Here is a 17,734-nt window from a genome sequence, read left to right as displayed (position 1 = left end):
GATCGGACACTTTGTCTCGGATCCCGAACACGTCGTTTGCACGGCTCATCGATCACACGCAGGCTGAAGGCCATGGAAGCGCCGGTGACCCCCCTCCTCGTGGCCCGGCTTCACGTCGACCTCGGTCGCATGCGCAGCATGCTCTGTCTCGGGGCGCGCTGACGCGCCCACGTCTCCTGCCCGCCAGGATCCGTCGGGCGCTCGGTCGCGCCGCCTCCGTCTTCTCGTCGTGTCATCCGTCCCGGTCGCTTGACCGCTCCGACGAAGGACCGCTCGCCCAAGGACTGCTCCGACCAAGGAACGACATGGCCACACAGGCGTCTACCACGCCCGCTCGTGCCCGCCGCCCGGTTCGACCACCGCGCCGCCAGCGCGGCGAAGGTCAATGGGCCCTGGGCTATCGAGAGCCGCTGAACAAGAACGAGCAGATCAAGAAGGACGACGACCCGCTCAACGTCCGGGCACGCATCGAGAACATCTACGCCAAGCGGGGGTTCGACTCCATCGACCCCGCCGATCTGCGCGGTCGTTTCCGTTGGTGGGGCCTGTACACCCAGCGCCGACCGGGTATCGACGGAGGCCGCACCGCCACGCTCGAGCCTGAGGAGCTCGACGACCGCTACTTCATGCTGCGCGTGCGGATCGACGGAGGTCAGCTCAACGTCGCGCAGCTGCGGACCATCGCCGAGCTCTCCACGACCTACGCGCGCGACACCGCCGACCTCACCGACCGGCAGAACATCCAGCTGCACTGGGTGCGCATCGAGGACGTGCCCACCATCTGGGAGCGGCTGGAGGCGGTCGGCTTGCAGACCCAGGAAGCGTGTGGTGACTGTCCACGCGTCATCATCGCCAGCCCGGTCGCGGGCATCGCCGCCGACGAGATCATCGACCCCACGCCGGCCGTCCGCGAGATCGTCCGCCGCTACATCGGCAGCCCGGAGTTCTCCAACCTGCCGCGCAAGTACAAGACCGCCCTCACGGGCCACCCGCTCCACGACGTCGCCCCCGAGGTCAACGACGTGGCCTTCGTCGGAGTCCGGCACCCTGAGCACGGTCCCGGGTTCGACCTGTGGGTCGGCGGCGGCCTCTCCACCAACCCCATGCTGGCCCAGCGGCTCGGCGCCTTCGTGCCGCTGGAGGAGGTACCCGAGGTCTGGTGGGCGGTCACCAGCGTCTTCCGGGACTACGGCTACCGCCGGCTCCGACATCGCGCCCGGCTGAAGTTCCTCGTCGCCGACTGGGGCTTGGCCAAGTTCCGGGAGGTCATGGAGCAGGAGTACCTCCACCGCAGGCTGCTCGACGGTCCGGCGGCCGAGCCGCCAGCCGTGCCAGGCGACCACGTGGGGATCCATCGCCAGAAGGACGGCCGCTACTACGTCGGGGTCGCTCCCGTGGCCGGCCGAGTGTCGGGGAGCACGCTCGGCAAGGTGGCCGAGATCGTGGCCGCGCACGGGTCAGATCGGATCCGGACGACGCCCTACCAGAAGCTGCTCGTGCTCGACGTGGCGGAGGACAAGGTCGAGTCGTTGGTGACGTCCCTCGCCGACGTTGGGCTCGAGGCGCGCCCCTCGGTGTGGCGTCGGAACACGATGGCCTGCACCGGGATCGAGTACTGCAAGCTCGCGATCGTCGAGACGAAGGCACTCGCGCGGCGGCTCGTCGACGAGCTGGAACGCCGCGTACCCGAGCTCGACGTCCCCATCACCATCAACGTCAACGGCTGTCCCAACTCCTGCGCCCGTATCCAGGTCGCTGACATCGGCCTCAAGGGCCAGATCGTGCTCGACCGGCAAGGCCGTCAGGTGGAGGGATTCCAGGTGCACCTCGGTGGCGGCTTGGGTGTCGACGCCGGCTTCGGTCGCAAGCTGCGCGGTCTCAAGGTCACCGCCGCCGAGCTTCCGGACTACGTCGAGCGGGTCGTTCGCCGCTACCTCGACCAGCGTGAGCCAGGCGAGCGATTCGCCCACTGGGTCACGCGCGCTCCGGAGGAGGCGCTCACGTGAGCGAACGTGCCACCCCCTTCTACTGCCCCTACTGCGGGGACGAGGATCTGCGGCCCTCGGAGGACCGCCACGGCGCGTGGCATTGCCGGGCCTGCACGCGGGTGTTCTCGCTTCGCTTCATCGGACTGGGAGTTCGGTCATGAGTCTGTGCGCCACGTTGCCGCAGCAAGGTGGGCGTGATGAGGCCACGCTGCGGGCTTTGGCCGAGCGCGCGGGTCAGGAGCTGGAGGACGCCACGGCACACGAGATCGTGCGGTGGGCGGCCGAGACGTTCGGTGAGCGCCTCTGCGTCACCTCCTCGATGCAGGACACGGTGTTGGCCCACCTGGCGTCCTCCGTCGTCCCTGGGATCACGGTCGTCTTCCTCGACACCGGCTACCACTTCCCCGAGACGCTCGGTACCGCGGACGCGGCGTCGGCGACCTTGCCCATCAAACTCGTCACGGTACGGCCCCGGCAGACCGTGGCCGAGCAGGACGCGACCCTGGGCCCGGACCTGTTCCGTCGGAACCCCGACCTGTGCTGCCAGCTCCGCAAGGTGGCTCCGCTCGAGCGCGCGCTCGCCCCCTACGACGCGTGGGCGACGGGGATTCGCCGCGAGGAGTCGCCCGCTCGCGCGAACACGCCCGTGGTCTCCTGGGACGCTCGCCGGCGCAAGGTCAAGATCGCTCCGTTGGCCCGCTGGACCCAAGCCGACGTCGACGCCTACATCGCCGAGCACGGCCTCCTGGTCAACCCGCTCCTCTACGACGGGTACCCCTCGATCGGCTGCTGGCCCTGCACCCGCAGAGTCGAGGACGGCGAGGACGCCCGGGCCGGCCGGTGGCCAGGACTCGCCAAGACCGAGTGCGGTATCCATACGTGACTCCGCGATACCCCCTGCTGCTGGACCTCGCCGGTCGGCGGGCCGTCGTGGTCGGAGGTGGACCGGTCGCCGCTCGACGTGCCCGTGGGCTCCTCGACGCCGGGGCCGACGTCCTCGTGGTGGCTCCGACGCTGTGTGAGGAGCTCGCCGAGCTGGCCGCCGTCCAGGCGGTGACCTGGCGGTCGAGGGAGTACGCCAGGGCTGACCTCGACGACGCCTGGGTGGTGCACACGGCCACCGGCCACCCCGAGGTCGACGACCAGGTCGCCGCCGACGCGGAGCACGCCCGTGTCTGGTGCGTGCGAGCCGACGACGCCTCCCGGTCGGCGGCGTGGACACCCGCCGTCGCCCGAGTGGACGACATCACCGTGGCGGTCTCCGCGGGCGGCGACCCCCGCCGTGCCCGGGCCATCACCGGCGCGATCGCCGCGTCACTCCAGACCGGCGAGCTGCCGACGCGCCGACACCGGCCGGGCGGGCACGTCGCCCTCGTCGGCGGAGGGCCAGGTGACCCGGGTCTCATCACCACCCGAGGCCGGCGCCTGCTCGCCGAGGCCGACGTCGTGGTCGTCGACCGACTCGCCCCCAGGGCGCTGCTCGACGAGCTCGACCCCGACGTCGAGGTGGTCGAGGCCGGCAAGGGGCCGCACGGCCACACGCTGTCGCAGCAGGAGATCAACGAGCTGCTCGTCGCGCGTGCCCGTGCCGGGCAACGCGTGGTCAGACTCAAAGGTGGTGATCCCTTCGTCTTCGGTCGTGGGGCGGAAGAGGCGATCGCCTGCGCCGCCGCGGGCGTCCCCTGCACCGTCGTCCCGGGCGTGACCAGCGCCGTCGCGGTACCCGAGGCCGCTGGCATCCCCGTGACCCACCGTGGACTCGCACGGCAGTTCACCGTGGTCTCCGCCCACGGGGCCGGCGACAGCGCCGGACCGGACTGGTCGGCTCTCGCCGCTCAGGAGGGCACCCTCGTCGTCCTCATGGGAGCCGCCCACGTCGAGACGGTCGCGACGGCGCTGCTCCGGGCAGGTCGGCCGCCCGACACGCCGACGGCGATCATCGAGAGAGGCACCCTGCCCGACCAGCGCACGATCACCGCGACGCTGGCCACCATCGCCGACGAGGCGACCCACCAGGGTGTCCGCTCCCCCGCCGTGATCGTCGTCGGCGAGGTCGTGTCGCTGGCGGCGAGAATCGGTGCGGTCTGACGAAGGACCCGTCACACGCGGCGACCCACCAGTCGCCCGCCGCAACACTTCCCTCACGTGAGGCGTGAGAGCCTGGCAAGATTCCACACCAAAGTGAGAGAAGAGGGTGCATGGTAGAGGTCTGGCCGGGCTCGCCGTATCCGCTGGGAGCCACGTTCGACGGCGCGGGCACGAACTTCGCGCTGTTCAGCGAGATCGCCGACGCGGTCGAGCTCTGTCTGTTCGACGCCGACGGTCAGGAGACCAGGGTCGAGCTCACCGAGCGAGAGGCGTCGGTGTGGCACGGCTACCTCCCCCGCGTCGGACCCGGCCAGCGGTACGGCTTCCGTGTCCACGGTCCGTACGAGCCGGCGACCGGCCACCGGTGCAATCCCGCGAAGCTCCTGCTGGACCCGTACGCCAAGGCGATCGAGGGCGAGATCGACTGGGACGAGGCGCTGTTCTCCTACCACTTCGGCGACCCGGACTCGCTCAACACACTGGACTCCGCGCCGCACACGATGAAGTCGGTGGTGGTCAATCCGTACTTCGACTGGCAGGACGACCGTCATCCGCGCCACCCCTACCACGAGACCGTCATCTACGAGGCCCATGTCAAGGGGTTGACGATCCAGCACCCTGACATCCCCGAGGCATTGCGCGGCACCTACGCAGGTTTGGCCTCACCGCCGATGATCGACCACCTCCGGTCCCTTGGCGTGACCGCGGTCGAGCTCATGCCCGTGCACCAGTTCGTCCACGACAGCACCCTGGTGCAGCGAGGTCTTCGCAACTACTGGGGCTACAACACCATCGGCTACTTCGCGCCACACAACGCCTACGCGGCCTCCGGTCAGCTGGGCGAGCAGGTGCAGGAGTTCAAGGCGATGGTGCGCGCTCTGCACCGGGCGGGCATCGAGGTCATCCTCGACGTGGTCTACAACCACACCGCCGAGGGCAACCACCTCGGACCCACGCTCGCCTTCCGAGGAATCGACAACGCCGCCTACTACCGGCTCGTCGACGATGACCCGCGCTACTACATGGACACCACGGGGACCGGCAACAGCCTGCTCATGCGCCACCCGTATGTCCTGCAGCTCATCATGGACTCCCTGCGGTACTGGGTGACCGAGATGCACGTCGACGGGTTCCGGTTCGACCTGGCGGCGACGCTCGCCCGCCAGTTCCACGAGGTCGACCGGCTGTCGGCGTTCTTCGACCTCGTCCAACAGGACCCGATCGTCTCGCAGGTCAAGCTGATCGCTGAGCCGTGGGATGTCGGACCGGGTGGCTACCAGGTCGGCAACTTCCCACCGGTGTGGACGGAGTGGAACGGCAAGTACCGCGACTGCGTTCGCGACTTCTGGCGAGGTCGTCCGGCCACGCTCGGCGAGTTCGCGATGCGACTCACCGGGTCGTCGGACCTCTATGAGGACGACGGGCGCAAGCCGTACGCGTCGATCAACTTCATCACCGCCCACGACGGCTTCACGTTGCGCGACCTGGTCAGCTACAACACCAAGCACAACGAGGCCAACGGCGAGCACAACCGCGACGGCACCTCCGACAACCGCTCCTGGAACTGCGGCGTCGAGGGACCGACCGACGATCCGGACATCCTTGCCCTGCGAGACCGACAGTGCCGCAACTTCCTGGCGACGCTGTTCTTGTCCCAGGGAGTCCCCATGATCTCGCACGGCGACGAGCTGGGCCGGACGCAGCACGGCAACAACAACGCCTACTCCCAAGACAACCCCATCTCTTGGATCGACTGGCAGAACGTCGACGAGCGGCTCCTGGAGTTCACCCGGACCGTGAGCCGCCTACGCGCGGAGCACCCGGTCTTCCGAAGGCGACGCTTCTTCGACGGCCTCGGTCGAGGCGGCCTCGGCGACATCGCCTGGCTCAAGCCGGACGGGACGGAGATGACCGACCAGGACTGGACGACCGGCTTCGCCAAGTCGCTCACGGTGTTCCTCAACGGTGACGCGATCCGCGAGCCGGGGCCGCAGGGTGAGCGGATCGTCGACGACTCGTTCCTGCTGTTGTTCAACGCCTCCGAAGAGGACCTGGAGTTCACCCTTCCGCCCCGCCACTACGGGTCGCTCTGGGTCCCGGTTCTCGACACCGCCGACGACGAGCTGCGGGACCGTCAGCACCTGCTCGCAGGAGAGCGCCTGAAGCTGATCTCGCGCTCTCTCGTAGTCCTGAAACGTTCCTCCCAGCTCACGGCCCGCTGACCGACCAGCCCCGCGCGTTCTGGCTCGCCGAACATCTGGTGGGATCGTCTCGTGCGCATGCTCATGCCTCGATACAGCGACGTCGAGCTCGACGACACCGCGCTGGCAGACCTCTACCGGTTCCCCACCGGCCGCCGCTGGGTCCGCGCCACCTTCATCTCGACCGTCGACGGCGCCGCCCAAGGCCCCGACCACAAGTCGGGTTCTCTGTCCGGCCCGGCCGACCGGCGCGTGCTGGCCTTGCTTCGCGCCTTGTCCGACGTCGTGCTCGTCGGCGCCACGACCGCACGAGTCGAGGGCTACCGCCCAGCAGACATCAGGCCAGCGTTCGCCCCGATCAGAGCCTCCCTCGGGCTGCCTCCCACCCCGCCCATCGCCATCGTCACGCACTCCCTCGACGTCCCCGGCCCGCTGCTCGACGACCCTCGCACCATCGTGCTCACGTCAGCCGACACCGATCCGGAGCGTCGGGCTCGGCTGGCCGAGCGCGTGGACGTCGTCGTGGCGGGCCGTCAGTGGGTGGACGCCGCCGCCGCGATGACCGCTCTGGAGGAGCGAGGACACACCCGCATCCTCTGCGAAGGCGGGCCGACGTTCTTCGCCTTCTTGGCCCGTGGCGGCTTGATTGACGACCTGTGCCTGACGATCTCGCCCTCCCTGGAGGCTGGTTTCGCGCCTCGCATCGCCAACGGCCTGGAGCTGGCCGAGCCGGCGCGGCTCGAGCTGGCGATGCTGCTCGAGGATCAGGGGTTCCTTTTCACCCGGTACCTCGTCACGCGCTAGCGTCGCGGCCGGCCCCACGGGGCGGCCTGGCGGCCACCGCGAGCTCGGCCGGTTCGTGCCGGCAGGCAGGATAGGGGTATGCGACTTCCGGTCATGCCTCCGGTCGCGCCGATGCTGGCGAAACCGATCAAGCACATCCCCCACGGCGAGTACTCCTACGAGCCGAAGTGGGATGGCTTCCGTTCCATCGTCTTCCGCGACGGCGACGACGTCGAGATCGGCAGCCGGAACGAGCGACCTATGACGCGCTACTTCCCTGAGCTTGTCGACGCCGTCAAGCAGAGCCTGCCGGCTCGCTGCGTCATCGACGGTGAGATCGTCATCCCCAACGCCGAAGGCGTACGCCTCGATTTCGACGCGCTGCAGCAGCGAATCCATCCGGCACAAAGCCGCGTGCGGCTGCTCGCCCAGCGGACCCCTGCCCACTTCGTCGCCTTCGACCTGCTCGCCCTGGATGACACCAACTACTGCGGCCGTCCGTTCGCCGAACGGCGAGCCGCGCTCGTCGAGGCGCTCGCCGACGCCGGTCCGCGGATCCACGTCACGCCGGCGACGACCGACCGAAGCCTCGCCGAACGATGGTTCCGGCAGTTCGAGGGAGCCGGTCTGGACGGTGTGATCGCCAAGCCGCTCAACGGCACGTACGAGCCGGACCGCCGGGTGATGTTCAAGGTCAAGCACGAGCGCACCGCCGACTGCGTCGTCGCCGGCTACCGGCTGCACAAGAGCGGACCCGACGCCATCGGCTCGCTGCTCCTCGGCCTCTACACCGACGCCGGCGACCTCGCCAACGTCGGGGTCATCGGCGCCTTCCCTCTCGCCCGCCGCCGGGAGCTGTTCCGCGAGCTCCAGCCGTTGGTCACGACCTTCGACGACCACCCATGGTCCTGGGCGGCCCAGGAAGCCGGTACTCGCACGCCCCGCAACGCCGAGACCAGCCGATGGAGCCGAGGCAAGGACCTGTCGTTCGTACCGCTACGGCCGGAGCGGGTGGTCGAGGTCCGCTATGACCACATGGAGGGGAATCGGTTCCGTCACACCGCGCAGTTCGTCCGGTGGCGACCGGACCGAGACCCGCGGTCGTGCACCTACGCGCAGCTGGAGGAGCCGGTCCGCTTCGACCTGGGAGCCATCCTCGGCCTCAAGCCGTGACCTGACAGCTCGGCCAGGACACAGCCTCGAGTACGGCCCGGGTCAGCGACACGCGGGTCTTTGCGCACCCCGCCTCGGCGCGAGACGATGGCCGCGAGGCCCGAGGAGGTGCCGCATGTACCAGGTCGTGCTCCTCATCGAGAAGCCCTTGTCGGACGCCGACGCCCGGCAGATCGCCGGGCTCTACACAATCGGCGCCGAACCCACCCACGTCCATGTCCTTCTGCCGGTCGAAGACGCGTCGGCACGGGTGGAATCGGCCCTCGGATCCCTCGCCGCCAGCGAGATCCTCGCCACCTCCGCACTGAACTTCCCCGAGGTCGACTTGGCGAAGATTCAACGCGAGATCGCCGAGCGGAGTCAGGCAGCGCTCGAGCAGAGCGTGAACGCGCTCGTTCGGCACGGCTGCTACGCCGACGGCGAGGTGACCACGGCGGACCCGGTCGACGCGCTGGCCGCCGCCGTGGAAGCCCGCCAAGCTTCCGAGGTCGTCATCCTCACCCGCCCCCACCTGGTCGCGGAATTCTTCCACTTCGACTGGACGTCCAAGGCCCGCCGCCGGTTGGGAGTCCCCTGCCTGCACCTCATCGAGCACAAGGACGGCGACTCCCCCTCCCAACAGATCGACGACACGGTCCGCGGTGGGTAGTCCTGCGGCACCGCGCAGCGGCTATCCAGAGCTCGGCGACATCGTGGAATCCAGGGCGGAAATCTGCTGGGCGAAGAAGGTCCGCTGCACGACGTTGTCCGTCAAGGCGATCGCCCGCTGATACTCCTCCCGCGCCGCGTCGTTGTGCCCGAGCCGGCTCAGCAGACTGGCTCGGACAGCCGGCAGCAAGTAGTAGCGCGGCAGATCCGCGTCCAGCCCTTCCAACAGACGCAACGCGGCGGCCGGTCCTTCCGCCTCCGCTACCGCCACGGCACGGTTGAGCCGCACCACCGGTGAACCGGTCAAAGCCTCCAACCTCGCGTACAGCGTGGCGATCGCCGTCCAGTCGGTCTGGTCGGTGGAGGGCGCCACGGCGTGCTCAGCCGCGATCGCCGCCTGAAGGAGGTACGACGTCTCACGTCCGAAGGACATCGCGCGCCGCAGGTGCCTCAGCCCTTCGACGATCTCCGACTGGTGCCAGCGGGTACGGTCCTGGTCGGCGAGCAGCACCGGCCGGCCATGCTCGTCGACACGGGCGTCGCGCCGCGAGTGCTGGAAGAGCATGAGCGCGAGAAGGGCGGAAGGGTCCGGCTGGTCAGGAAGGAGCGAGACCACGACCTGGGTGAGGCGGATAGCCTCCTCACACAGGCTCGATCGGAGCACCACATCTCCCGAGCTGGCGGCGTACCCTTCGGTGAAGATCAGGTAGAGCACCGCGAGAACGCCGTCGAGGCGTTCGAGGAGCTCGTCGTCGGCGGGTACCCGGTAGGGAATCTTGGCGGCCGCGATCTTCTTCTTCGCGCGGGTCAGACGAGCGGCCATGGTCGCCTCGGAGGTCAGGAAGGCCCGTGCGATCTCCGCGGTTGTCAGACCACCCACCAGCCGGAGCGTCAACGCGACCCGAGCATCCATCGTGAGCGCCGGATGACAGCAGACGAAGATCAGGCGCAGACGTTCGTCGGGGATCGCGGCGTCCTCCGCGTCCGCGAGAACCTCCTCCTCAGGCGCGGCCATGGGATCGGTGTCGACGACGAGCAAGGGAAGCTTGCGCGCGAAAGTGGTCTCGCGCCGGATCCGATCGAGCCCTCGTCGGCGAGCCGTTGTCAAGAGCCACGCCTCCGGCCGATCCGGAACCCCGGTGTCGGTCCAGGTACGGACCGCTTGCTCGAAGGCGTCCGCGAGCGACTCCTCGGCGATGTCAAGGCTGCGCAGCTGACCGGCCAGCAACGCGAGGAGACGCCCCCACCTCCCGAGCGAACACCTCCCGGACGGCGGCGGTCACGGCCGCCTCGTCGGCTCCAGTCTCGGCTTGCCTGGCGACGGGACGCTTGGTCATCTCACGCCTTTCGCGCGCGGCTGGGCTGCACACGCTTCGGCTCGCCCGGCATCTTGGGGTAGTCGGGAGGGTAAGGCAGGTCACCCAGCCCGTGGTCTCGTTCGTCGCGCTCGGCCATCTCCAGCAGCGGTTCGATCGAGAAGGCGTGACGCGTCAGCTCCTCGTGGAGGTCACCGACCTCGTCGAAGCGCTTCGGCATCGTGACGAGGTCGAAGTCCTCGGGAACGACATTCTCCAGTTCGTCCCACCGCACGGGCGCGGACACCAGCGCGCGAGGCGTCGGCCGAACCGAGTACGCCGAGGCGATCGTGCGGTCGCGTGCCGCCTGGTTGTAGTCGACGAACACCCTCGCCCCGCGCTCCTCCTTCCACCACGAGATCGTCACCGCGTCCGGCAGACGGCGCTCCAGCTCTCGCCCGAACGCGATCAGTGCCCGGCGTACCTCGACGAAGGTCCAGCGCGGCTCGATCGGCACGTAGACGTGGAGGCCCCGGCCGCCCGAGGTCTTCGGCCACCCCTCCATGCCGAGCTCGTGCAACAGCGCCCTGACGTGCGGCGCGATCCGAACCGCGTCGGAGAAGTCGGTGCCCGGTTGCGGGTCCAGGTCGATGCGGATCTGGTCCGGGTGGTCGACGTCAGGCCGACGGACCGGCCAGGGGTGGAACGTCAACGTGCCCAGGTTCACCGCCCAGGCCACGACCGCCAGTTCTGTGGGACAGATCTCGTCGGCGGTGCGTCCGCTCGGGAACGTGATGCGGGCGGTCTCCACCCACGGTGGCGCGCCCTTGGGGACCCGCTTCTGGTAGAAGGCGTCCCCGCGCGCCTCCCCTCGCGTGCTGAGCTTGGCACCGGGGACCACACCCCCGGGCCAGCGTTCGAGCGTGGTGGGCCGCTCACGAAGGGCACCGAGGATGCCGTCACCGACGGCGAGGAAGTACCGGACGACGTCCCGCTTGGTGAACCCACGCTCGGGAAAGTACAGTTTGTCCGGGTTCGAGATGCGGACGGTGCGACCGGCCACCTCGATCTCCTCGTAGGGCGTCGCCATGACCGCACGCTAGCGTCCCCCACCCCCACGGTGCGTCACGGCACCCGGACGAGAGGTGCTCCTTCCGGCGATCGCCGTGTGGGCATACTGAGCCGCACCGACGACGCGTTGACGATGGGACGGCGATGGGCACCAACCCAGAGCACATGGACCAACCAGAGCAGAACCGTGACACCGACGCGGCCACTCCGGGGGACGCGCAGTCCTCGCCGGCGCCTGCGGCGGGACCGCCGGATGCAGGCCATCCCGTTCCTCCTCACACGGGAGCGCCGACAGCTGCCGGGGCTGCGCTGGCCCCGCTGGGACCTGGACCCCACCCGACACCGCCGCCACCCACCTGGGGGCCAGCGGGACCTCCGCCGCCAGGCGGCCCGCCTTCCCAGCCGGGACCACTGGCCGGTCCACCTCCACCACCTCCTCCACCCGGTGGTTCGGCGCCCCCGGCTCACGGCTGGGGACCACCTGGCGGATGGCCCCATGCGGGCCCCGGTCCGGCCACGCCTGCATCCCCGCCGACAGGGCCTAACAAGGTCGTGATCATCCTCGTCATCGCCGTCGTCGTGGTCCTCGTCGGCGCCGTGGTGGCGTGGTTCGCCCTTGGTCACTCCCTGGAAGAGCGAGGCCCGTCCTCGACTGGGGCCGTGATCCCGTTCGATGCGCAAGGCCTCCTCGACAACGGGTGAGTCGCAGCTGACTCACCCACGAGGAGCTGACCACTCGGAGGAGGCCCGGAGCAGTCGATGAGTCGCTCGCGAAGCTGACCGCTGACATGGTCGGGCGTGGAGCCCGTGACCCACACCGGCTCCACGCCCGAGTTGTGCTCGTCAGAGGCCGCCACCGATGACCGGCGGCGGGGCGTCGTCGTCAGCGCCCCACACGTCCTCGTCCTCCTCGAGGTAGGTGTTGCGCTGCTGGTCCTGGCCGGCGTCGTGACCGCCCATGCCAGCGCCCATCATCGGCATCATGCCGCCGCGCAGGCCCGCCGCTCCGGAACCAGCACCGGGGACACCTCCCGCGACGCCCGGCGAACCACCGACACCAGCGCCCGCGACGCCCGCGCCTGGGCCAACCCCGGGGGCACCGGGGCCACCGACTGCGCCCGCACCTGGACCGGCTCCACCGCCGATACCCGCGCCGCTCGGCCCGCCGGGCAGTCCACCGGCTCGTGCGGTCTCGGTCCCGGTGTCGTAGTCGCCGTCCGGGTAGCCGTCTGGCCACTGCTCGCCGTCCGGGATCCCGTCGTCGTTGTGGTCCGGGTCGTTCGGGAACGGGTCGATGTCATCGGGGATGCCGTCCCCGTCACTGTCCGGACGTGGGAACTCCTCCGGGATCTCGTCAGGGAACTTGTCGTGCGGCCCAGATGGATCCTGAGGTCGGGGATCGTACGGATCAGTCGGCGGAATATTGGGATCCCGCGTATCGTCCGGCCCGGGGATCTCGTCCGGTCCCTTCGGTCCCTCCGGCCCAGTGGGACCGCCAGGTCCCTTCGGATCCGGCAGGTTGGTCTCTGGCGGCGAGCTGGGACCTTTCGGGCCATCCGGAAGGCCGGGGCCGCCAGGCCCGCCGGGGCCACCAGCCCCCGTGGGGCCGCCGCCCCCCGGAACGTCAGCGCCTTGTCCCCCGATCTGCGGCACCTGCTGGGGCGGTGAGGGCATGTCCTGCCCGCCCTCGCTCAACTTCTCCTCGAGCTCCCTAGCCGTCTGCTTGCAAGTCTCCTCATGTTCCTTGTTGAACTCGCACCAGATGTAAAACTTGGTGAAGTCCCAATGGTCTCTAGGCCAAACATAGACGAGGTAGAGGGGGCCGTCTTCCGTCCTCGTGCCGATCCCCGCCTCGGAGTAATATCCCCACATTTCATCTTCGGGGATTTCCGTCTTGTGCTTCTTCGGGATCTCGACCGGCTCGCCATTCTTGAGGACCCAATACTTGAGGCCGAAGGACCCACTCGGCTTTTGGCCCCTCATGCTCAGCGAGAACTCGCCGCCCTCTTTCCGATCGTCACCGATCCACGGCAGGCTCGGACTCTTCTCCCACGTGAGGGCGCTGGCGAGCTCCTCCTTGAGGTCGTTGAAGATCTGTTTATATCCCCTGGAAAACTCCGCTCGCTCCAAGGGGTCTGTAGCGTCGATGGAGGAAGGGATGACGATATCGGAGTCACACCGCCGCGCGACCTGATAGGCGTAGTAGATGACCTCGTTGACCTTGGTCTTGAACGCCTCCGCGGCCTCACCCTTCCAGACTTCGAGGACCCTGTCGAGCTCCCTTCTTATCTGGTCGGCAATGCCATTCTCGCCACCGATCTGTTCACCCACCTGTCCCCACAGATCGGCAACGTTCTGGAACGATTCCGGCCACGGAAAATGCTCTCTCTCCCACCCACTGGGGGCGTTCGTGACGTTTTCATAGCGCAATCCCAGCAGGCGCCAGAGGATGTCGACGTGCGGCAGGCTGCTCAGCGCGGGCGTGTCACCCATCGGTCAGTCCCTCCCTCACTCCGGCCTCGGTCCCGCTGGATTGTCGTTCTCCGACTGCTGGTCACCCTCCGGCTGCTGGTCCCCGCCACGAGTCTGACCACCGTCTGGCGGAGTCGCCGCGCCGAGAAGCGCCTCGATGTCCCGAGACTTCGCGCTGTTGAACTCCTCAGCCGTCCGGTAGCGCTTGGCTACCTCGCGGGTCGCGTCACCGAGTGCCCGCAGGAGCCCTCTCAGCTGCTGAAAGGCCTCCGACATCTCTCGGATCTTCTGGTTGTAGGTGTTGTGGAACGTCTCTGCCGCGGCGTAACTGCCCGCGCACGGATAGAGGGGGGCACCATTGGGCCCGTAGACGTCAACGTCGGAATGGACCAGCTTGTACGCCGGTCGGTTCGCGTCCTCGAGGTCGTCCGCGAGCTCGTCCATGCGCCTCGCGAAATGCTCGAGGTCTGCTGGGTCGATCTGGGTGTCGCCAACCGCCATCGCCTGAACACTCCCCGTCGTCGTCGTGGTTCGGGTCGCCGGCAGGACCACGCCGCGGGGAACGGTGCGCGCCCCCGCCCGAGTAGCGATCGTCCATGCTGGGGACGACGGTACGCGAAAGTGACCTTGTGCCGCACTTCGGGTCCATCGGATTGTGGATAACTTCGGGGACGACCCCGTCGAAGTCACGGACGTCGACGCACCAGCACCGGCGGGCGACGACGTAGGGTCGAGGTATGCCCGAGAAGGTGGTCAAGGCCGAGGAGGAGTGGCGGCGCGAGCTGTCACCGGAGGAGTACTACGTGCTGCGCCTGGCCGGTACCGAGCCGCCCGGCACCGGTGAGTACCTCCACAACGAGCAGGTCGGCGTCTACCGCTGCCGAGCGTGTGGCGCGGAGCTCTTCCGCAGCGAGACGAAGTTCGACAGCCACTGTGGCTGGCCGTCGTTCTGGTCCCCCATGGCCGGCGACCGGGTGCGCCTGCTCGAGGACCGCTCGCACGGCATGGTGCGTACCGAGGTGCGCTGCAGCCGATGCGACTCCCACCTGGGCCACGTCTTCGAGGGCGAGGGCTACCCCACCCCGACGGACCAGCGTTACTGCATCAACTCCATCGCGCTCACCTTCGAGCCCGCCCAGCAAGCAGAGCCAGACCACCAGTCGGAGCGGAAGGCCTAGGCCAACCGCCCTTCCGGCCACCTCGCTCGACCACCTCGCTGGCAGCGTGACGGCACCTGCCGGCCGCGCTCGTCACGCACCGAGCAGGCTCGCGGACACCCGCGCCTCAGGCGCCCACCAGCGTCCCTCATGCCGACTCGGACGGGCGCTCGCCAGGTAGGACTTCCTGGAGGGCGGCTGCAGCGGCGAGCAGCTCGTCCTGCAGCGGGGAGAGGACCTGTACGTCCTCCGGCAGGTCGCCGGAGAACACCGGGCGGACCTCGAAGACCAGGTCGAGGATCTGCTCGCGGGTGAACGTGCCCGTTCGGAGCCGGTAGGTCTCACCGGAGAGCCGGCGGTACTCGCTCATGCGCTCCCGCCAAGCGGGGTTCGACATGCGCGCCTCGTTGGCTCGCATCGCGTCGACCAGTCGGTCGAGAGCTTGTTCCAGGCGCGCGAGCTGCTCTCGACGTCGGTCGACGTCCAACGTGAGCGGCGGCGGTGGCGCCAGATCGTCCTTGCCGTTGAAGACTCGTCGTAACCAGCGCACGGCGTTCCCCTCGTCGTCCTCCGTGTCGACGCCCATCATGGCGTAGAGGAACGCGCGCTCGAAGCGCGGCGACGCGCGACCGCGACACCAGCCGCGGTCGCGAGTGGGCCTGGGCGTCCGGAGAGAGTCGCGCCGACGCTGGCCGCGATCAGGGCAGCTGGTTCAGGATGTCGACGATCGGCTTGCGGCGACCGACGAAGAACGGCACCTCGAGCCGGGTGTGCAGACGGGCACGCGCACCGCGGAGGTGCCTGATCAGGTCGGTGATGCGGTACAGCTCGTCAGCCTCGAACGCCAAAATCCACTCGTAGTCACCGAGCCCGAACGACGCCACCGTGTTGGCCCGCACGTCCGGATACCCCTGGGCCATCCGCCCGTGCTCGGCGAGCATCTCCCGCCGCTCCTGCTCGGGAAGGACGTACCACTCGTAGGAGCGGACGAACGGGTAGACGCTGACGTACTGGCGAGGCGGCTCACCGGCGAGGAACGCCGGCAGGTGGCTTCGGTTGAACTCGGCCGGCCGATGCAGACCCATCTGGGACCACACCGGCGCGAGCAGTCCGCCGACCGCGGTCCGCCGGAAGCGGTTATACGCCTCTTGGAGATCGTCGGCTGACGGGGCGTGCCACCAGATCATCACGTCGGCGTCAGCTCGCAGACCGGAGACGTCGTAACTGCCACGGACGACGACGTCCTTGCTGCTCAGCTGCTCGAAGAGAACCTCGACCTCCTGCGCGAGCGGCCCACGGTCGCGATCACCGAAGGGCTCGCGGATCCGGAACACCGACCACATGGTGTAACGGATCACGTCGTTGAGGTCGGGGGTGGGCTGGGCGGTGGTGTTCGGATCCGTCATGCCTGCATTCTCTCCGGCGACGTGAGCGCGCCGAGCACCTGGGTCGCCGCCTGGCGCGCGCTCGCCACGCAGGCGGGGATCCCCAACCCCTCGTAGGCGGCGCCCGCCACGGCCAGCCCTGGGAGCGCGGCGACCGCGGCGCGGATCCGCGCGACGCGGTCATGGTGCCCGACGGCGTACTGCGGCAATCCACCGCGCCACCGGGTGACGTGACTTGCGAGAGGTCGACCCGTGACTCCCGTCACATCCCTCAGGTCAGTGAGCGCGCCGCGCACCAGGTCAGCGTCGTCACGGTCCAGGTCGTCTGTCTCGCCATGCCGACCCACCGAGCAGCGGACGACCTCGATCTCGGGTGCCCGCTCCGCCAGCCACGGCCACTTCCGGGACGAGAAGGTCGCGGCCTTGATGAGACGGCGTTCCACGGGCGGAACGAGGAACCCCGAACCAGTCAGCGGGGATGGAAACGCCGACCTCGGGAAGGTCAGCACGATCGTGGCCATGCTGGCGTACTCGATGCCGGCGAGATCAGCGGCGGCACCGGGGGCCACGTCGGACAGCAGGCGACTGGCGGCCGGGGCGGGACAGGCCAGGACCACGCCGTCGGCGTGCACCACCTCGGAGTCCGTCGTCGATCCCACGACGAGCCGCCATCCTGTCGTCGTCCGCCGCAGTTCGCGGACCGTGGCGTTCACCCGCACCGTCGCCTTGGCGGCGGTCGCCACCGCGGGGACCAAGCCGCCTACTCCCCCGTCCAGGCCCGCGAACACCGGCTGGTCGGACGAGGACGCCGACGCGGAGGACGCAGACGCAGCGGCAGCCGTGGCCTTGGCGCGCGCCGCCGCCCGGACCAGGGACGGGTCCTTCCGCAGGAAGGGCACGAGCTGCGGCATCGTCGCGCGCAGCGACAGCTGGTCGGCGTGACCGGCATACACCCCACCGAGCAGCGGCTCGATCAACCGATCGACGATCTCGCGGCCGAGTCGCTCCGTGGCGTACTGGCCCACGGACACGTCGCCGTCGAGGCCGGGGCCCGGGAGCTCGAGGTCCCGCGCGACGCGGGCGACCCCGTCCGGACTGAGGACACCGCTGCTCTCCACGGCCGCCAGGTCGGCGGGCACGCCCATGACGGTGCCGATGGGCACTGGTCGGAGCGCCCCGTACGACCAGATGCTCGACGACGTCGTGCCGGGATACCGCAGCCGCGCCTCGAGGCCGACCGCGCGGGCGAGGTCGACCGCCTCCGGTCGACGGTTGAGCATCGCCTCGGCGCCGGTGTCGACGGGGACGTCGCCGACCTCGACGGTCTGCAGCTTGCCCCCTAGTCGCGCGGAGGCTTCGACCAGTGTGATCGCCAGGTCGTCTCCACCAGCCTGGCGAAGGAACCATGCCGCCGAGACACCCGTGATTCCACCACCGACAACCACCACGTGCGCCATGGGCCCACCTTCCCAG

17 protein-coding genes are annotated in these 17,734 nt (G+C 69.1%); 10 read left to right on the top strand and 7 right to left on the bottom strand.

Annotated elements, in window-relative coordinates:
• Positions 1 to 305 precede the first annotated feature (305 nt).
• The 8 genes from DFJ64_RS18190 (at position 306) to DFJ64_RS18160 (ending at position 8,882) form a co-directional block, all read left to right on the top strand.
• On the top strand, positions 306 to 2,006 hold the full coding sequence (locus tag DFJ64_RS18190; protein WP_115851533.1) for a nitrite/sulfite reductase: 1,701 nt from the start codon (positions 306 to 308) through the stop codon (positions 2,004 to 2,006).
• The gene (locus DFJ64_RS19580) at positions 2,003 to 2,149 is read left to right on the top strand and encodes a hypothetical protein (RefSeq protein ID WP_170152667.1); all 147 of its coding nucleotides are present in this window, start codon (positions 2,003 to 2,005) and stop codon (positions 2,147 to 2,149) included. Before DFJ64_RS18190 ends, DFJ64_RS19580 begins: the two co-directional genes overlap by 4 nt.
• Positions 2,146 to 2,871, top strand: coding sequence for a phosphoadenylyl-sulfate reductase (locus DFJ64_RS18185; protein WP_115851532.1), 726 nt, complete (start codon positions 2,146 to 2,148; stop codon positions 2,869 to 2,871). Before DFJ64_RS19580 ends, DFJ64_RS18185 begins: the two co-directional genes overlap by 4 nt.
• Entirely contained in the window at positions 2,868 to 4,076 is a 1,209-nt protein-coding gene (gene cobA / locus DFJ64_RS18180; protein WP_115851531.1) for a uroporphyrinogen-III C-methyltransferase, read from the top strand. Before DFJ64_RS18185 ends, cobA begins: the two co-directional genes overlap by 4 nt.
• A 110-nt stretch (positions 4,077 to 4,186) precedes the next feature.
• Positions 4,187 to 6,298, top strand: coding sequence for a glycogen debranching protein GlgX (gene glgX / locus DFJ64_RS18175; RefSeq protein WP_115851530.1), 2,112 nt, complete (start codon positions 4,187 to 4,189; stop codon positions 6,296 to 6,298).
• Between the two features lie 63 nt (positions 6,299 to 6,361).
• Complete coding sequence (locus tag DFJ64_RS18170; protein ID WP_115852225.1) at positions 6,362 to 7,081, top strand: pyrimidine reductase family protein; 720 nt, start codon at positions 6,362 to 6,364, stop codon at positions 7,079 to 7,081.
• 78 nt (positions 7,082 to 7,159) lie between these two features.
• Complete coding sequence (locus DFJ64_RS18165) at positions 7,160 to 8,233, top strand: ATP-dependent DNA ligase (RefSeq protein ID WP_115851529.1); 1,074 nt, start codon at positions 7,160 to 7,162, stop codon at positions 8,231 to 8,233.
• A gap of 115 nt (positions 8,234 to 8,348) precedes the next feature.
• Positions 8,349 to 8,882 (top strand): hypothetical protein, encoded by a 534-nt coding sequence (locus tag DFJ64_RS18160; RefSeq protein ID WP_115851528.1) that lies wholly within the window; start codon positions 8,349 to 8,351, stop codon positions 8,880 to 8,882.
• Between the two features lie 21 nt (positions 8,883 to 8,903).
• Here DFJ64_RS18160 and DFJ64_RS18155 read toward each other — a convergent pair whose 3' ends face one another.
• Both DFJ64_RS18155 and ligD read right to left on the bottom strand, forming a co-directional pair.
• Positions 8,904 to 10,109: an RNA polymerase sigma factor gene (locus tag DFJ64_RS18155; RefSeq protein WP_115851527.1), complete on the bottom strand. Its 1,206-nt coding sequence runs from the start codon at positions 10,107 to 10,109 to the stop codon at positions 8,904 to 8,906.
• Positions 10,110 to 10,219: 110 nt separating this feature from the next.
• Entirely contained in the window at positions 10,220 to 11,266 is a 1,047-nt protein-coding gene (gene ligD / locus DFJ64_RS18150) for a non-homologous end-joining DNA ligase (protein WP_115851526.1), read from the bottom strand.
• 533 nt (positions 11,267 to 11,799) lie between these two features.
• Between ligD and DFJ64_RS19575 the strand changes: the two genes are divergently transcribed.
• Positions 11,800 to 11,949, top strand: coding sequence for a hypothetical protein (locus DFJ64_RS19575; RefSeq protein WP_170152666.1), 150 nt, complete (start codon positions 11,800 to 11,802; stop codon positions 11,947 to 11,949).
• A gap of 141 nt (positions 11,950 to 12,090) precedes the next feature.
• On the opposite strand, the gene DFJ64_RS19570 is transcribed toward DFJ64_RS19575, so the two are convergent.
• A complete protein-coding gene (locus tag DFJ64_RS19570) occupies positions 12,091 to 13,740 on the bottom strand; it encodes a WXG100 family type VII secretion target (protein ID WP_170152665.1) in 1,650 nt (549 codons plus the stop codon).
• Positions 13,741 to 13,755: 15 nt separating this feature from the next.
• Positions 13,756 to 14,220, bottom strand: coding sequence for a WXG100 family type VII secretion target (locus DFJ64_RS18135; RefSeq protein ID WP_115851523.1), 465 nt, complete (start codon positions 14,218 to 14,220; stop codon positions 13,756 to 13,758).
• 236 nt (positions 14,221 to 14,456) lie between these two features.
• Here DFJ64_RS18135 and msrB point away from each other — a divergent pair, with 236 nt between their 5' ends.
• Positions 14,457 to 14,897: a peptide-methionine (R)-S-oxide reductase MsrB gene (msrB, locus tag DFJ64_RS18130; protein WP_115851522.1), complete on the top strand. Its 441-nt coding sequence runs from the start codon at positions 14,457 to 14,459 to the stop codon at positions 14,895 to 14,897.
• Between the two features lie 127 nt (positions 14,898 to 15,024).
• Here msrB and DFJ64_RS18125 read toward each other — a convergent pair whose 3' ends face one another.
• From DFJ64_RS18125 to hemG, 3 genes are all read right to left on the bottom strand, one after another.
• On the bottom strand, positions 15,025 to 15,462 hold the full coding sequence (locus tag DFJ64_RS18125) for a hypothetical protein (RefSeq protein WP_147304756.1): 438 nt from the start codon (positions 15,460 to 15,462) through the stop codon (positions 15,025 to 15,027).
• Positions 15,463 to 15,574: 112 nt separating this feature from the next.
• Complete coding sequence (gene hemQ, locus DFJ64_RS18120; protein WP_115851520.1) at positions 15,575 to 16,282, bottom strand: hydrogen peroxide-dependent heme synthase; 708 nt, start codon at positions 16,280 to 16,282, stop codon at positions 15,575 to 15,577.
• The gene (hemG, locus tag DFJ64_RS18115; protein ID WP_115851519.1) at positions 16,279 to 17,718 is read right to left on the bottom strand and encodes a protoporphyrinogen oxidase; all 1,440 of its coding nucleotides are present in this window, start codon (positions 17,716 to 17,718) and stop codon (positions 16,279 to 16,281) included. Before hemG ends, hemQ begins: the two co-directional genes overlap by 4 nt.
• Between the last annotated feature and the right edge of the window lie 16 nt (positions 17,719 to 17,734).

This window comes from Thermasporomyces composti (assembly GCF_003386795.1).
Taxonomy (GTDB): domain Bacteria; phylum Actinomycetota; class Actinomycetes; order Propionibacteriales; family Actinopolymorphaceae; genus Thermasporomyces; species Thermasporomyces composti.
This window is presented reverse-complemented; position numbering and strand designations above follow the sequence as displayed.

Excerpts from the sequence above, each read along its gene's own strand:
- DFJ64_RS18190 (WP_115851533.1), top strand. The coding sequence starts at position 306 with ATGGCCACACAGGCGTCTACCACGCCCGCTCGTGCCCGCCGCCCGGTT.
- DFJ64_RS18185 (WP_115851532.1), top strand. The coding sequence starts at position 2,146 with ATGAGTCTGTGCGCCACGTTGCCGCAGCAAGGTGGGCGTGATGAGGCC.
- glgX (WP_115851530.1), top strand. The coding sequence starts at position 4,187 with ATGGTAGAGGTCTGGCCGGGCTCGCCGTATCCGCTGGGAGCCACGTTC.
- DFJ64_RS18170 (WP_115852225.1), top strand. The coding sequence starts at position 6,362 with ATGCCTCGATACAGCGACGTCGAGCTCGACGACACCGCGCTGGCAGAC.
- DFJ64_RS18165 (WP_115851529.1), top strand. The coding sequence starts at position 7,160 with ATGCGACTTCCGGTCATGCCTCCGGTCGCGCCGATGCTGGCGAAACCG.
- DFJ64_RS18160 (WP_115851528.1), top strand. The coding sequence starts at position 8,349 with ATGTACCAGGTCGTGCTCCTCATCGAGAAGCCCTTGTCGGACGCCGAC.
- ligD (WP_115851526.1), bottom strand. The coding sequence starts at position 11,266 with ATGGCGACGCCCTACGAGGAGATCGAGGTGGCCGGTCGCACCGTCCGC.
- DFJ64_RS19570 (WP_170152665.1), bottom strand. The coding sequence starts at position 13,740 with ATGGGTGACACGCCCGCGCTGAGCAGCCTGCCGCACGTCGACATCCTC.
- DFJ64_RS18135 (WP_115851523.1), bottom strand. The coding sequence starts at position 14,220 with ATGGCGGTTGGCGACACCCAGATCGACCCAGCAGACCTCGAGCATTTC.
- msrB (WP_115851522.1), top strand. The coding sequence starts at position 14,457 with ATGCCCGAGAAGGTGGTCAAGGCCGAGGAGGAGTGGCGGCGCGAGCTG.
- DFJ64_RS18125 (WP_147304756.1), bottom strand. The coding sequence starts at position 15,462 with ATGGGCGTCGACACGGAGGACGACGAGGGGAACGCCGTGCGCTGGTTA.
- hemQ (WP_115851520.1), bottom strand. The coding sequence starts at position 16,282 with ATGACGGATCCGAACACCACCGCCCAGCCCACCCCCGACCTCAACGAC.
- hemG (WP_115851519.1), bottom strand. The coding sequence starts at position 17,718 with ATGGCGCACGTGGTGGTTGTCGGTGGTGGAATCACGGGTGTCTCGGCG.